Source organism: Bacillus yapensis (assembly GCF_005280205.1).
In the GTDB taxonomy this organism is placed as follows: Bacteria; Bacillota; Bacilli; order Bacillales; family Cytobacillaceae; genus Robertmurraya; species Robertmurraya yapensis.
Genome location: NZ_SUND01000001.1, coordinates 175,095 through 190,865, shown reverse-complemented (window position 1 = coordinate 190,865; position 15,771 = coordinate 175,095). Strand labels below are relative to the sequence as shown.

At 39.7% G+C, this 15,771-nt stretch carries 15 protein-coding genes; 13 read left to right on the top strand and 2 right to left on the bottom strand.

Features of this window, described 5'->3' with window-relative positions; genetic code table 11:
* Positions 1-272: 272 nt before the first annotated feature.
* The 4 genes from FAR12_RS00925 to FAR12_RS00910 all read left to right on the top strand — a co-directional run bounded on the left by FAR12_RS00925 (position 273) and on the right by FAR12_RS00910 (position 5,660).
* Positions 273-1,076, top strand: a complete 804-nt coding sequence (locus FAR12_RS00925; protein WP_126405359.1) for a pyruvate, water dikinase regulatory protein — start codon at positions 273-275, stop codon at positions 1,074-1,076.
* 20 nt (positions 1,077-1,096) lie between these two features.
* Positions 1,097-3,766, top strand: a complete 2,670-nt coding sequence (gene ppdK / locus FAR12_RS00920; RefSeq protein ID WP_126405358.1) for a pyruvate, phosphate dikinase — start codon at positions 1,097-1,099, stop codon at positions 3,764-3,766.
* Positions 3,767-4,016: 250 nt separating this feature from the next.
* A complete protein-coding gene (locus FAR12_RS00915) occupies positions 4,017-4,457 on the top strand; it encodes a MarR family winged helix-turn-helix transcriptional regulator (protein WP_126405357.1) in 441 nt (146 codons plus the stop codon).
* Positions 4,458-4,475: 18 nt separating this feature from the next.
* A complete protein-coding gene (locus tag FAR12_RS00910; RefSeq protein WP_126405356.1) occupies positions 4,476-5,660 on the top strand; it encodes an MFS transporter in 1,185 nt (394 codons plus the stop codon).
* A gap of 42 nt (positions 5,661-5,702) precedes the next feature.
* Here the strand turns inward: FAR12_RS00910 and liaG are convergent, their stop codons facing one another.
* On the bottom strand, positions 5,703-6,557 hold the full coding sequence (gene liaG, locus FAR12_RS00905) for a LiaG family protein (RefSeq protein ID WP_126405355.1): 855 nt from the start codon (positions 6,555-6,557) through the stop codon (positions 5,703-5,705).
* A gap of 199 nt (positions 6,558-6,756) precedes the next feature.
* Between liaG and FAR12_RS00900 the strand changes: the two genes are divergently transcribed.
* The 9 genes from FAR12_RS00900 (at position 6,757) to FAR12_RS00860 (ending at position 15,496) form a co-directional block, all read left to right on the top strand.
* The gene (locus tag FAR12_RS00900; protein ID WP_170972060.1) at positions 6,757-7,068 is read left to right on the top strand and encodes a metal-sensing transcriptional repressor; all 312 of its coding nucleotides are present in this window, start codon (positions 6,757-6,759) and stop codon (positions 7,066-7,068) included.
* Positions 7,069-7,086: 18 nt separating this feature from the next.
* Complete coding sequence (gene copZ, locus FAR12_RS00895) at positions 7,087-7,293, top strand: copper chaperone CopZ (protein WP_126405353.1); 207 nt, start codon at positions 7,087-7,089, stop codon at positions 7,291-7,293.
* An 87-nt stretch (positions 7,294-7,380) separates the two neighbouring features.
* Positions 7,381-9,780 carry a heavy metal translocating P-type ATPase gene (locus FAR12_RS00890; protein WP_281275622.1) on the top strand — a complete coding sequence of 800 codons (2,400 nt, stop codon included), beginning with the start codon at positions 7,381-7,383 and terminating at the stop codon, positions 9,778-9,780.
* A gap of 181 nt (positions 9,781-9,961) precedes the next feature.
* Complete coding sequence (locus tag FAR12_RS00885; RefSeq protein WP_126405351.1) at positions 9,962-10,540, top strand: nitroreductase family protein; 579 nt, start codon at positions 9,962-9,964, stop codon at positions 10,538-10,540.
* 98 nt (positions 10,541-10,638) lie between these two features.
* Entirely contained in the window at positions 10,639-11,358 is a 720-nt protein-coding gene (locus FAR12_RS00880; RefSeq protein WP_126405350.1) for a glucose 1-dehydrogenase, read from the top strand.
* Between the two features lie 190 nt (positions 11,359-11,548).
* Positions 11,549-12,505: an ABC transporter permease gene (locus FAR12_RS00875; protein WP_126405349.1), complete on the top strand. Its 957-nt coding sequence runs from the start codon at positions 11,549-11,551 to the stop codon at positions 12,503-12,505.
* A complete protein-coding gene (locus tag FAR12_RS00870) occupies positions 12,492-13,448 on the top strand; it encodes an iron chelate uptake ABC transporter family permease subunit (protein ID WP_126405348.1) in 957 nt (318 codons plus the stop codon). Before FAR12_RS00875 ends, FAR12_RS00870 begins: the two co-directional genes overlap by 14 nt.
* Positions 13,445-14,212, top strand: coding sequence for an iron ABC transporter ATP-binding protein (locus tag FAR12_RS00865; protein WP_126405347.1), 768 nt, complete (start codon positions 13,445-13,447; stop codon positions 14,210-14,212). Before FAR12_RS00870 ends, FAR12_RS00865 begins: the two co-directional genes overlap by 4 nt.
* 249 nt (positions 14,213-14,461) lie before the next feature.
* Positions 14,462-15,496 (top strand): siderophore ABC transporter substrate-binding protein, encoded by a 1,035-nt coding sequence (locus tag FAR12_RS00860; protein ID WP_126405346.1) that lies wholly within the window; start codon positions 14,462-14,464, stop codon positions 15,494-15,496.
* Positions 15,497-15,566: 70 nt separating this feature from the next.
* On the opposite strand, the gene FAR12_RS23180 is transcribed toward FAR12_RS00860, so the two are convergent.
* Positions 15,567-15,713, bottom strand: coding sequence for a hypothetical protein (locus tag FAR12_RS23180; protein ID WP_170972037.1), 147 nt, complete (start codon positions 15,711-15,713; stop codon positions 15,567-15,569).
* Between the last annotated feature and the right edge of the window lie 58 nt (positions 15,714-15,771).

Genomic DNA, 15,771 nt, shown 5'->3' with positions numbered 1-15,771 from the left:
TTAATAGTGAAAATTATTTTGGCTGATGTCATGGTTGGGTCTCCAAAGATGTTAATGTTAAAAAGCTCCCCCTCAAGTAGACAACTGTTGCTAGAGGGGGAGCTTTTTTGCGTTCCTATAAAGTTTCTTAAATTTGTCATAAAAAAGTAAAAACTATTTTCCAAATTGAACATAAATATAATATACTATATATTAATAAGTATAACACATTTAGTAATGAACAGAGATATATAACATCATTATTCAAGTGGATACGGGAGGGAAATGGGATTTTGGAAGGGAAGGAAACAGTATTTGTCGTATCAGATTCAGTTGGAGAGACCGCTGATTTAGTCGTAAAAGCTGTGGCTACACAATTTAATGGTGGTTTTGTGGAAGTAAAACGTAATGCATTTGTAGCAGATTTCGCTGATATCGATGATGTATTGGTAATGGCGAAGGACGTTCCATCCATCATTGCTTACACCATCGTGATTCCATCTCTTAAGGAATATCTCGATAAAAGGGCAGAAGAAGAAGGTCTTGCAACTGTGGATTTATTAAATCCGTTGATGACTGCTTTTAGTAAGACATTTAATAAAAACCCAAAAAATCAGCCAAAGCTGATGAGGCAACTTGATGATTCCTATTTTAGAAAGATTGAAGCGATTGAATTTGCGGTGAAATACGACGATGGCCGTGATCCTCGTGGACTTCTTCGTGCTGACATTGTGCTGATTGGCGTGTCGAGGACGTCAAAAACACCATTATCCATGTATTTAGCTCATAAAGGCTTCAAGGTTGCAAATGTTCCACTCGTACCAGAGGTGGCGCCACCAGAGGAACTTTATCAAATTCCACGAAGTCGATGCGTTGGCCTTATCATAAGTCCAGATAAGCTGAATTCCATTCGAAAAGAACGACTGAAGAACCTTGGATTAACTTCTGAGGCGAACTATGCAAGTTTTGAACGAATCCTAGAGGAATTAGAATACGCAGAAAAAATCATGAAAAGAATTGGTTGCCCAGTCATCAATGTGTCGAACAAAGCAATCGAAGAAACTGCTGATTCCATCTTAAAAATACTGAAAAGATAAAGTGGGGAGGAGCTTTTATAATGAAAAAATTCGTCTATATGTTCAATGAAGGAAATAGCAGCATGAAGGAATTACTGGGGGGAAAAGGAGCTAATCTAGCCGAAATGACCTCGATTGGTCTGCCTGTTCCTTTTGGCTTTACGATATCTACAGAAAGCTGTAATGCCTACTATGATGCGGGGAAAAAGATTTCTCTAGACGTGCAAGAGCAAATTTTACAAGCGTTAACTCAACTTGAGGAGTCGACTGGGAAACGATTAGGAGAGCCATCTGATCCATTGCTTGTTTCTGTCCGCTCAGGTGCTGTTTTTTCGATGCCAGGGATGATGGATACGATTTTGAATTTAGGGATGAACGATGAAACGGTTGAAGGAATGGCCAAGCTAACAAACAATCCACGCTTCGCCTATGATTCATACCGCCGTTTTATTCAAATGTTTTCCGATGTTGTCCTTGATGTGGATGTCTTTTTCTTTGAACAGCTTTTAGAAGAATATCGTGAAAAGCATGGATACAATTCCGACCCAGAATTAACAGCAGAAAATTGGCAAGAGGTTATCGCTGGTTATAAAAAAATCGTCAAAGACCGGACACGAAAAGAGTTTCCTCAGGAACCAAAAGAACAGTTATTTCTTGCGATTAATAGTGTGTTTGATTCTTGGAACAATCAGCGGGCGATTGTGTACCGCCGTTTAAATAAAATTCCGGACCATTTAGGAACCGCGGTGAATATTCAGAGCATGGTCTTTGGAAACACAGGAGACGAGTCAGGAACTGGCGTTGCTTTTACACGGAATCCTTCGACTGGTGAAAATGTGCTGTACGGGGAATATTTAATCAATGCTCAAGGGGAGGATGTGGTCGCGGGAATTCGTACGCCACAACCAATTGCGACACTTGAAAGTGAAATGCCAGAGGTGTTTCAACAGTTTGCTGAAACCTGCCATTTACTTGAGCAGCATTATCAGGATATGCAGGACATTGAATTTACAGTTGAACGAGGAAAGCTATTTATCTTGCAAACGAGGACAGGTAAAAGAACGGCACAAGCCGCGATTCGAATTGCAGTTGAAATGGTAGAGGAAGGCATCATTGATAAAAAGACTGCACTTCTTCGCGTCGATCCTGAGCAACTAAATCAGCTTCTGCATCGACGAATTGATGAGTCTCATCCACGCAACCGTTTAGCAAAAGGACTTCCAGCTTCACCAGGTGCGGCAACAGGAGCTGTTGTATTTGATGCTGATGAAGCGGAACAGTTAGGGAATGATGGAAAAAGGGTGATCCTTGTTCGACCGGAAACGACGCCAGATGATATTCATGGCATTATCGCTGCGCAAGCAGTCGTAACAAGCCGTGGAGGAATGACGAGCCATGCAGCCGTTGTCGCAAGAGGAATGGGGAAAGCATGCATTTGTGGTTGTGAAGCACTAAAAATTGATTTAAAAGAAAAGCAATTTCGTATCGGGGGTACCGTTGTGAATCATGGGGATGTGATTACTATTGACGGGGCAACTGGAGAAATCATGCTAGGTGAGATTCCAATGATTGAACCACAGCTTTCTGAGGAATTCCAATTGCTTTTAGCATGGGCGGATGAAGCAAGAAAGCTAGGTGTACGTGCCAATGCTGATAATCCAGAGGATGCACAAAAGGCGTTTGAATTTGGCGCAGGCGGAATCGGGTTATGCCGAACGGAGCATATGTTTATGGATGCGAAGCGCGTACCGATTGTGCAAAAAATGATTTTAGCTTCGAATTTGGAAGAACGTGAGGCTGCTCTAGCTGAATTATTACCCATGCAGCAGGGGGACTTTGAAGGGATTTTCGAAGCGATGCAGGGATTCCCGGTAACGATTCGATTGTTAGATCCGCCGTTACATGAGTTTTTACCAGATAAAGAGGAACTGTTAGTTGAGGTAACGAAGCTACAGATTCTTGACCCAAGTTCTGCAGAATTGGTGGAAAAAGAGCAATTGTTGAAAAAGGTTCGTCAGTTAGATGAATTCAATCCAATGCTTGGCCACCGCGGTTGTCGTCTCGGGATGATTCATCCTGAAATTTACGAAATGCAGGCAAAAGCGATATTCTACGCGATTGCAAAGCTAGTCGATAAAGGGCTAGAGGTAAAACCAGAAATTATGATTCCACTTGTGGGTCATGTCAATGAGTTAAAGGAGATGCGTCAGCTTGTGATCGATGCCGCTCTCCAGATCCAAGAGGAAACAGGAAAAACGTTCGATTATTTAATCGGAACGATGATCGAAATTCCACGTGCAGCTTTGACTGCTGATCAAATTGCCGAGGAAGCGGATTTCTTCTCTTTTGGGACAAATGATTTAACACAGACGACGTTTGGCTATAGCCGAGATGATGCAGAAGGAAAGTTCTTGCAGGCGTATATTGAAAACAAAGTGTTGCCGGAAAATCCCTTTGCTGTCCTTGACCAAGAAGGGGTTGGGAAGCTCGTTGAAACAGGCGTGAAGCTAGGAAGGGCAACAAAGCCACAGCTTAAGACAGGAATTTGTGGGGAGCACGGCGGTGAAAAGAGCTCGATTGAATTTTGCTATCTCACCGGTCTCGATTATGTGAGTTGTTCACCTTATCGTGTGCCACTTGCTCGACTCGCTGCCGCACAAGCTACAATTCGTCATGAGGCAGTTGAAAGGACATTGCAGACACAAATTTAGATTTGGGAGAGGAGAAAAACGCTGAAGTCGTTTTTCTCCTCTTTTGATTTTCATCTGGTAAATACGTGATCGTGTGCCCGAAATACGCAATCCAATCAAAACATACGTAATTCCGCTTGGATTCCGTGCAATCCAAGCCCTAATTCCGTACATTCCAACTAAAACAAATATAGTTTGTATACAAACTATATTTACACAAACTAAAATTTGGGTTATAATAAACATATTGTTCAAGTGGAGGGAATCACCTATGTCGATGGATAAATTTATTGGCTCTGCATCAGTTCGTCTTAGTAAAAAAATGACACGCATTATCAATCATTATTTGAAGCCATACCATATAACGACTGAGCAATGGGCTGTCTTAAGAACACTCCATGAATCCGATCAAATTACTCAAAAGGATTTGTCTGTTAGAACGGATAAAGATCAAGCGACTCTTACGAAAATTTTAGATTTAATTGAAAATAGGGAGCTAATCAAAAGAGTTCCTAATCCTACTGATCGTCGCTCCTTTTTAATTGAAATTACCGATAAAGGAGCCTCTTTGGTTGAAGAACTGACCAATTTTATCGAAGAAATATTCACAAAAATCGTCAACGGAATTGAGCATGAGAAGCTAGCTACTTTTCAGGAAGTTTTACATTCGCTAGAAACGAATATTGAACATTTACTAGAAATAGAAGAATAAAAGAAAGAAGGCGCATCTATGAAAGAAACATCAAAATTATGGACAGGACGTTACATGGCCATTGTGGTAATGGCTTTTTTATTTTTCATTAGTTTGCAAATGTTAACGGCAGGATTTCCGGCTTATATTACGGACGTAAAGGATAATCCAACACAAGGGGGATTAATGACGACGGTCTTTATGCTGGCAGCGATTATTACTCGTCCCCTAATTGGTTACTTGATGAATAAGGTTAATATGATGATTTTAAACTTTGTAGGCTTGAGTTTTGTTGCTATTACGATTGGGTTGAGCTTTAATCAGGAATCGGTAGCAATACTATTGCTTTTACGAGCCTTTCATGGGATTGGATTTGGGATATTAACAACCGTCCTTGCGACAATGGCAACGAACATCATTCCAACCAATCGTCTTGGCGAGGGGATTGGCTATTATGGCATGGCTACTAGCGTAGGAACAAGTATCGCGCCGATGTTGGCACTTTCCATTCTTCAATATTTTTCCTATAATTTTATGATCATCTTGACATTCCTTTTAACGATAGCCACTATTATAATTTCCTTTTTCGTTAAACCTTCAAAGACATCTCAGCCTGTAAGAAAGAAAATCTCCTTCAAAGCATATGCTTTTGATAAAAATGCACTATTTCCTGCTATCATGACAATCTTTTTTACGATCTCATTGGGCGGTGTCATTAGCTTTATGGGTGAATTAGGAAAAGATGCAGGCCTAGGAAATTCAATTCCCTTTTTCTTTTTAGTGCTATCGATCATGATGGTTCTTATTCGCCCGATTTCTGGTCGCTTATTTGACCAATATGGCCATAAGGTCATCATTTATCCAGGTGTAACGAGCGGTATCATTGGTTTATTTTTGCTATCCATTACGGAAGATACATGGTCATTGCTTCTAGCAGGGCTGTTCTATGGAATTGCCTATGGAGTTGTTACACCGACACTGCAAGCTATTGCTGTAAGAGCAGTGGCAAAAGAAAAGCAAGGGACTGCCAATGCGATGTATTTCTCCGGAATGGATCTTGGAATGGCTATCGGCTCAACGGGACTTGGTTTTATCGCGTCTTATAAGGGCTATCATTTTATTTATGGATTTTCAATTGTGTTCTTAATCGTATTGCTTATTGTATACACTCTAGGCCTTGTAAAAAGAAAAAAGGATGCAGCAATAGTAGCTAATGCATCCTAAATAGAAGCCCTCCATTCATCAGAAAGGAGGGCTTCATTCTTTTTAATTAATTTCTACATTTCCGCTCGAAACGTCGATTTCAATTTCATGCTTGCCAGATCCATGAGTACCTTTAATCTCATGTTTGTCTTGATTCTCCACTTTTAAAGGAAAATTACTTGAAATGTTACCTGAGCCTGTTTCACCTTCCAAAGTAAAATCTGCTTTATCCGGCAAGTCTAGAGTAACATTCCCAGAGCTTACATCGATGCTAATTGAATCCCTTAATTCAGCAAACTGTGCGTCAAATCTTCCGGACGAAATATCAGCCTCTAATTCACCAGCAAAATCGGAAATTTTCACATTGCCAGAACTAACATCGACACTAGTCGTTTTCGAATCAAGCGAATGGATTTCTACATTTCCTGAAGAACCATCAAAAGCAAATTCATTCACAACTAAGTCATTCAACTCAACATTTCCAGAACTCATATCTAAAATAAGATGATTCAGTTTAAAAGGCTGTTTAGCCGATTCTCCGGATAATTCCAAATTACCTGAACCAATATCAATTACCATGTCTTCCTTGTAATCTTCTGGAACATACACGTTAAGCTTCGAGTGGTTGAAGAAATTGAACCATGAGAACCACTTTTGTTTGTATTCAACAGTAATCGTATCGCCTTTTTGCTTAACTGTTACCTTCCCTTTTCCTGTAAGTTGAGCTTCTAAATCATCGCGATTTTCTGGAATAATTGTGACATTGGCTGATGCAATGTCAAACTCAATATTGTCAATTTTATCAGAGATCTCCGCTTTCATTTGGTCCTTATTCGCAAACCAGGTAAGGTTACCTATTGTAGTAAATAGAATATAACCCCCAGCAATGATTAAAAATATCAATAAAATTCGTTTCATTGTCAAAATTTCCTCCGTCAATTTATTTATAATCCCATCATAATAGAAAGTACAGGAATAATCATTGATCCTAAGCTTTATTTTGAACTACGGCTGAAGTCGTAGTTAGGAATCCTCCGTAAAGTTTTGATATTTGTCACTTTACATACCCTATGAGGGTATAGTAGTATCTAAATTAAAGGAGGTTATGCGATTGGAGATGAAGGAAAACTGTGGTCATGAGCATAATCATCGAAAGAGCCACCATTCAGAGGAAACGAAGAAAAGCTTAGTGACTCGATTAAATCGAATCGAGGGGCAAATTCGTGGAATTAAAGGTTTAATCGAAAAAGATACCTACTGTGATGATGTCATCACGCAAATTTCAGCAACAACAGCAGCTTTAAATGGTGTGGCAAAAATTTTACTAGAGGCCCACATGAAAAGCTGTATTGTCGATAGAGTTCAAGAAGGCGATCATGAAGCGATTGATGAGTTGCTTGTAACGATTCAAAAGCTGATGAAAAAATAAAGAAAGAGGGTATACAGAATGGAAAATGTGATCTTAAACGTAAAAGGGATGTCATGTGGTCATTGTGTAAAAGCTGTTGAAGGTAGTGTTGGTGAACTTAAAGGCGTGGACAGTGTCAAAGTAAACCTTGAAGAAGGTACTGTGGCTATCGATTTTAATAGCGAAGAAGTTACTCTTGAGCAAATTAAAGAAACAATTGACGATCAAGGCTATGATGTAGCGTAATTTAATATAAAGGTACGTGCTACGATACAAACGAGCACGTTCTTTTATCCTGTTAATATACCCTATAAGGGTATGGAGGCGAACGAAATGAAAGAAACGAATATGCAAATAACAGGGATGACCTGTGCGGCTTGTGCGACTCGTATTGAAAAAGGCTTGAGAAAACTTGAGGGAATTGAAGAGGCGAATGTCAATTTAGCTCTGGAACGATCTTCTGTGAAATACGATCCACAGGTTATAAATGTGGAGGCAATTCAAAAAAAGGTGCGGGACCTTGGCTATGATGTTGTGACGGAAAAGGCGGAATTTGATATTACCGGCATGACTTGTGCTGCTTGCTCTGCCCGAATTGAAAAAGGACTCAATAAACTAGAAGGCGTAACTATTGCCAATGTTAACCTAGCTTTAGAGAAGGCAACAGTGGAGTACAACCCAACCGAACTTTCAACAACAGACATCATTAAAAAAGTGCAGGCTCTTGGATATGGAGCCCGAACGAAGGACCCGGGTAAAGAGTCGGTCGACCATCGGGAAAAAGAGATCAAAAAGCAGACCGTGAAATTTATATTTTCCGTACTGTTATCCTTGCCTTTATTATGGGCGATGGTCGGGCATTTTGAATTCACATCCTTTATTTATGTACCAGACTTATTTATGAATCCATGGTTCCAACTAACGCTCGCAACTCCAGTGCAATTCATCATTGGGGGCCAGTTTTACATTTCTGCTTTTAAAGCTTTGAAAAATAAAAGTGCAAATATGGATGTTCTCGTCGCATTAGGAACTTCTGCTGCGTATTTTTACAGTCTGTATTTATCGATTGATTCAATCGGTATGCACGCTGGGCATACAGTGGAGCTTTATTATGAAACAAGTGCCATTCTTATTACGCTCATTATTTTAGGAAAGCTGTTCGAAGCCAAGGCCAAAGGGCGTTCTTCTGAAGCGATTAAAAAACTGATGGGTTTACAGGCAAAGACGGCTATTGTCGAGCGTGAGGGAGTCGAGGTTGAAATTCCATTAGAGGAAGTCGTAAGCGGAGATATTTTTCACGTGAAGCCTGGTGAAAAAATACCAGTGGATGGCGTAATTACAGAAGGGTTCTCGGCAATCGATGAGTCGATGTTAACTGGGGAAAGTGTCCCGGTTGATAAAAATGTTGGTGATGATGTAATTGGAGCTACCATTAATAAAAATGGCTTCCTAAAGGTGAAGGCAACTAAGGTCGGGAAAGATACCGCTCTTGCGCAAATTATCAAGGTGGTGGAAGAGGCACAAGGATCTAAAGCGCCGATCCAACGATTAGCTGATAAGATTTCAGGGATATTCGTGCCAATTGTGGTAGGACTTGCGGTTCTTACTTTCCTCGTTTGGTTCATTTTTGTCACACCAGGAAATTTTGCTGAAAGCTTGGAAAAACTGATCGCGGTTCTTGTTATTGCTTGTCCGTGTGCACTTGGATTGGCAACTCCTACATCGATTATGGCAGGATCAGGTCGTGCTGCGGAGTTTGGCATTCTGTTTAAAGGTGGAGAACACTTAGAAATGACGCACCGCATCACAGCAGTTGTGTTAGATAAAACAGGAACTGTGACGAATGGAACACCTGTATTAACCGACGTTTTTACGGAAATGAATGAGGCGGAATTTTTAGCATTGGTAGGAAGTGCCGAAAGAAAATCAGAACATCCGCTAGCGGTGGCTCTTGTTGAAGGCATAAAAGGGCGAGGAATTGAGTTAAAAGATGTGTCTGATTTTGAGGCAATACCTGGGTACGGTATTCGTGCCATTGTTGGTGGACAGGAGCTCTATGTTGGAACGCGAAAATTGATGGGTCTCAAAGACATTGATTTCAGTCCGGCAGTAGAGCAAATGAACGGGTTAGAAAAAGAAGGCAAGACAGCGATGCTCGTTGCCGTGGACGGCCAATTTGCAGGACTTGTTGCGGTGGCTGATACGATTAAAGATACATCTGTGGCAGCGATCAAGCGACTTAAGGACATGGGCTTAGACGTGTACATGATTACAGGGGACAATGAAGAAACGGCAAAGGCAATTGCGAAAAAGGTGGAAATTGACCATTATATCGCGGAGGTTCTTCCTGAAGGAAAAGCGAATGAAGTGAAGAAGCTGCAAGCACAAGGGAAGAGGGTTGCGATGGTCGGAGATGGTATTAACGATGCTCCAGCCCTAGCTGTAGCGGATATTGGTATGGCAATTGGAACAGGAACCGATGTGGCGATGGAGGCCGCTGATATTACCCTGATTCGAGGCGACTTAAATAGTATTGCCGATGCCATTTTTATGAGTAGAAAAACCATCCGCAATATTCAGCAGAACCTCTTCTGGGCATTTGGTTATAATACACTAGGTATTCCAATTGCTGCCGTTGGATTCCTTGCTCCTTGGTTAGCCGGGGCGGCGATGGCATTTAGTTCGGTTTCGGTTGTTTTAAACGCGCTGCGGTTGCAAAAGGTGAAGCTTTAAGTTTGGTAGAAGAGTATCCGATTAGGGGTACTCTTTTTTCAGAAGAAAGTATCTACCGCCACTCATTTTTAAAAAATCATGTATACTAAACTACTAGATACAGCAAGAGATGTCCGAAAAAAGGTAATTAACGAAAACAGCTACATATACTTTAATAGATTTTGAAATGGAGGTAGGAGAAATGGAACTATTTGAAGCACTGAAAGCAAGACGAAGCATTGGGAAAGTACAGCTAGATAAGGAAGTACCGAAAGAACTCATTGAACAAATCATAGAAGCGGCTACATGGGCACCGAATCATCATCGAACAGAGCCTTGGCGATTTTTTGTTTTAACGGGCGATGGACGTAAACCTCTAGGGGAGACACTTGCGCGAATCGCAGCAAAGGGGATGGATGATCCGAGTACTGAAGAAAATCAGGGTAAACTGGAAAAAGCGCGAAAAAATCCATTTCGTGCTCCAGTTATTATTGTCGCTGCGGTTGAACCGAGTGAAGGTGACAAAATTATTTTACAAGAAGAGTATGCAGCTGTTCATGCAGGGGTTCAAAACATGCTCTTGGCAGCTCATGCTCTAGGACTTGGGGCAGTTTGGAGAACTGGTAAGCCTGCTTACGATCCGGAAATGAGCAAGCAATTTGGTTTATCAGACAAGGGAGAGGTAGTCGGATTTGTCTATGTAGGCTATCCTGATATGACACCAGCTCCTAGAAAAAGAAGAGCTGTTTCAGAAGTGACGAAATGGATTGATAAAGAATAGGAATTAACGAACTAGCGGCGCTCACAAATGTGAGCGTCTTTATTATTTGCACGGGATTCCTTATTCTGTAAAAATGAGAATAAATAGGAGGGAATGACATGAATAAAGTTGTGATTGTAACGGGAGCAGCAAATGGCATCGGAAGAGGTATAGCCCTCGCATATGCAGAAAAGGGAGCAAAAGTAGTCCTAGCAGATATCAACGAAGAAAAAGGAAAAGAGCTAGAACGACAACTTAATGCTAAATTCGTCCGAACGGATGTCAGAAGTGAAGAAGACATCCAAAACTTAATGAAAACAACGATAAATAAATATGGAACCATCGATATTCTTATAAACAATGCAGGAATTAGCAAGTTCAAGAATGTGTATGATTTATCACTGACCGAATGGGACGATGTTCTTAATACGAATTTAAGAAGCGTCTTCATTTGCTCAAAGGAAGCGGCTAAATATATGCGCCAGAACGCAAATGGTGGAGCGATTGTTAACATTGCCTCAACGAGAGCAATCATGTCAGAGCCCAATTCAGAAGCTTATGCTGCTTCAAAGGGTGGCATTGTGGCGATTACGCATGCATTAGCAGCATCGCTATCAGAGGACCGCATTACAGTTAATGCCATTTCTCCTGGCTGGATTGAAACGGGAGACTATGGGCAACTATCTGAAAGAGACCATGCTCAGCACTTCTCGAAACGGGTCGGGAAGCCAGAGGATATTGCGAGGGGCTGCATGTATTTAACGGAGAATGATTTTGTGACAGGTGAGAATTTGGTCATTGATGGTGGTATGACAAGAAAAATGATCTATGAAGAATGATCTATGAAGAATGATTAGAGAGCCATAATTGAATATTTGTCAAAAAAATTACAATTTCGTTCATCGACCTCTTCTTTCTACCTTTTAACGGTTGAATTTTGGAAATTTTTTATTTATAATGAAACCGTACTTAGAATGATAATCATTTTCAATTATCGTTCCAAGAATAACCAGATAAAGAGGATTATACATGAGACTTTGGATGTTGATAATTGCAGCTATAGTCCTGTCTTTTCTATCGCTATTTATTGGAGCCATTGATATTAAGCCGAGCGATTTGCTAGATTGGGAGTCAGATGAAACACAAATTTTCCTAATTAGTCGCGTGCCTCGTCTAATGGCAATCATATTGGCGGGGGCAGGAATGAGTATTGCCGGTTTAATTATGCAGTCTTTGAGCAGAAATAAATTTGTCTCTCCAACGACTGCCGGAACACTAGATGCTGCGAAACTAGGAATCTTAATTTCTATGCTATTTTTTACAAATACAACATATTTGCAGGAAATTATTTTCTGCTTCGCCTTTGCTTTAGCAGGAACCCTTGTTTTTATGCAAATTCTAGATCGTGTTAAATTTAAAGATGTTATTTTCGTGCCACTAATCGGGATCATGTATGGGAACATTTTGTCCTCGATTACAACATTCTTTGGATATGAAGCAGATCTTCTGCAAAATATTTCATCATGGTTAATGGGAAGCTTCACACTAGTTATATCAGGACGGTATGAGCTTCTTTATGTAAGTATTCCAGCGGTTATTTTAGCCTATTTGTATGCCAATAAATTTACCGTTGCTGGGATGGGGGAGGATTTTGCGAAAAATTTAGGACTTAGCTACAAGCTTGTCTTAAATATCGGTCTGATCCTTGTTGCTATTATTTCTACAACTGTCGTACTAACTGTAGGGGTTATTCCGTTTCTGGGTTTGATTGTACCTAATATTGTTTCTCTTTATTTGGGTGATAACTTACGAAAAACCATTCCACACACAGCTGTACTCGGAATCGTCTTTCTATTAATCTGTGACATTCTAGGACGTGTTATTATTCATCCTTATGAGATTCCGGTTAACGTTACAGTAGCCGTAATCGGTAGTGCGATCTTCTTAATTATGTTATTTAGGGGGAGAGCCTATGCGAAAAAATAGTACGAAGTTGATTCTCTTAGCAGTTCTAGCAATTGTTAGTATATTACTGTATGCATTTTATGATATTAAAGGTGGTTTTGATTACGCCTTTCCAAGACGAATGATTAAGATTTCGGCAATGGTTGTAACAGGGATTGCTATTTCGTATTCGACCGTGGTGTTCCAGACCATTACTCACAACCGAATTTTAACTCCTTCCGTAATGGGCCTCGATTCCATGTACCAAGTAGTCCAAACAATCATTTACTTTTTTGCAGGGTCCATGTCGATATGGGTATTGAACAGATATTTAAATTTTGGTGTCGCCATTCTAGCAATGGTACTATTCGCACTGGTTTTATATCGATTCTTATTCCGTGCCGATAAGCACCCTATCTATTTACTCCTTTTAATCGGAATGATTTTAGGGACGCTGTTAGGTAGCTTTGTGACCTTCCTGCAAGTGCTGATTGATCCTGTGGAATATTTAAGCTTGCAAAGTCGCTTATTTGCGACCTTCACAAATGTTAAGGCTGACTTATTATATATTTCAATTGGGATATTGCTATTAGCGTTTATTTACGGTTATCGCATTATGGGGAAACTAGATGTCATGTCACTTGGGCGAGAAAATGCGATCAACCTAGGTGTCAATTATGACCGTATGGTGATGAATATATTGGTTTTATCCTCTGTATTAATTGCCACTTCAACGGCTCTAGTAGGTCCAATTACGTTTTTTGGCTTAATTGTGGCAAATCTGTCGTATCAGTATTTGGTTACATATAAGCATTCTGTGTTAATTTTAGGAGCAAGTTTAATTAGTATTATTGCCTTAGTCGGGGGACAATTCTTAGTTGAGCATATTTTAGAATTACGTACGACATTAAGTGTCATTATTAACTTTGTTGGTGGTATTTACTTTATTTACTTATTATTAAAAGAAAGTAGGGCAGCAGGATGATTGAAATCAAAGGGTTAACGAAGCGATTTGGGAAAAAGCCTGTTGTAGAAGACGTATCTGTCAAAATAGAATCTGGCACGATTACATCGTTTATCGGTCCAAACGGTGCGGGTAAGTCTACACTCCTTTCTATGGTAAGCCGCTTATTAAATGCCGATACGGGAGAAGTACTACTCGATCAAAATAATGTGCAAAAATGGAAATCGAATGAATTTGCAAGACGTGTTTCCATCCTGAAGCAATCAAACTATATTAATGTTCGATTGACGGTACGAGAGCTTATTGCTTTTGGACGCTATCCTTATTCAAAAGGCCGACTTACAGCAGAAGATGAAAAATTTGTAGATCAAGCGATTGAATATATGAACCTGAATGAGATGCAGGATAAGTTTTTAGATGAATTATCAGGTGGTCAAAAGCAGCGTGCATTTATTGCCATGGTTATCGCGCAAGATACAGACTATATCTTACTTGATGAGCCTCTAAATAACTTAGATATGAAGCATTCTGTCCAAATTATGAAGATTTTACGTAGACTTGTAGATGAGCTTGGGAAGACTGTTGTCATCGTCTTGCATGACATCAATTTCGCGTCTGTCTATTCAGATCGTATTGTTGCATTGAAGGACGGAAAACTTGTGAAAAATGGACCAACTCATGAAATCATTAACTCTGATGCCTTGCGCGATATATACGATATGGATATTCCCATTCAAGAACAAAATGGATGTCGCATTTGTGTTTACTTTAATTCTCACACGTAATTCGATAGAGCCTAGAGAAAAGTTTAGTTTAACTGGTTTCTCTAGGCTTTTTTAGGAAATGGAACCGCTCGAATAGGGCTATGATAGAGTCCAATAATTGCTTATATTGATGTGCGATTAAAAATTTTCAATTATTTTACAAGATGGTATTGACGGAATAGAATCCTGTCTTTATAATGAGAATTGTTATCAGTGATAATGATTATCATTACCAGTATAAAAAGAAAAATACATAAGGAGAGAAGAATCATGAAAAAATGGTTACTAGCTAGCTTATTAGTAGCAATGTTTTTAACACTTGCTGCATGTAGTTCAAGCGAAGAAACAAAAACAGAAGAGAAGGATACAACAGCTACTGAAGAACAATCAGCAGAAACGGAAGTAGCAGGGGAACAAAGTCCAGCTTATCCAATGACTGTATCATCTACAGTTGCTTCTTCTGAAAGTGAAGAAAGCGGTACAGTGAATTTTGAAGATGTGACATTCGATAAAATGCCAGAAAAAATTGCCGTATTTGACTACGGGTTCTTAGATACACTAGATGCACTTGGAGTTGAAGGAATTGTAGGGGTTGCAAAAGACTCTAACTTACCATCACACCTTCAAGCTTATTCTGCAGACGAATACAAGAGCATCGGTAATTTAAAAGAGCCATTACTAGAAGATATCGCTGAAATGGCTCCAGATGTTATTTTTATCTCAGGTCGTCAATCAGCATTTTATGAAGAACTAAAAGAAATTGCACCAGTTGTATTTGTTGGTACTTCCCAAGATGACTACTGGAACACATTCTTAGCTTCAGTAGACCTTGCGGCAGAAATGTTTGGAAAAGAAGCAGAAGCGAGAGAGTATCTTGCAAAATTTGATGCTGCATTAGAAGAAGTTAAGACTTTAGCTGGTAACTATGATACGTCATTAGTAACCATGTACAACGAAGGAAAATTATCTGGTTTCGCAACAAACTCTCGTTTTGGTTATATCTATGACATCTATGGCTTCAAGCCAGTAACTGAAGATATCGAAGCTTCTTCTCACGGTTCAAACTTCGGCTTCGAAGCAATTCTTGAGTTTAACCCACAAGTATTGTTCGTTATCGACCGTACAGCAGCTACAGGTGGAGAGTCTAACATCGAAGCAGATATGGAAAACGATATCGTGAAGAAAACAGAAGCATATAAAAATAACCACATCATCTATCTTGACGGTCCACTTTGGTACCTAAGTGGTGGCGGCTTGCAATCTGAACTCGCTAAGATTGAAGAGATTTTAGCTGAATTAAAGTAGGAACAAACAAAGCTGTTCTTATAATATGTGAAGTATCCCTTTCCCTATAAAATAAAGAACTCGACCAAAATTATGGTCGAGTTTTCTTTACGTCTGTTTTTGACTTCTTATCCTTATTTCTTTTGTTTCCTTTGCTATTATCTCCACTTATTTCTTGAGAGAATTCTGTATCAGGTGCGTTTTGATTTTTACTTCCCTTGTTATATTTTTTGGTCATCTGCATAACTCCTTTTTTCTTTATTTTGTCATTTACGTTCTTGAATTATGCAAAAAAA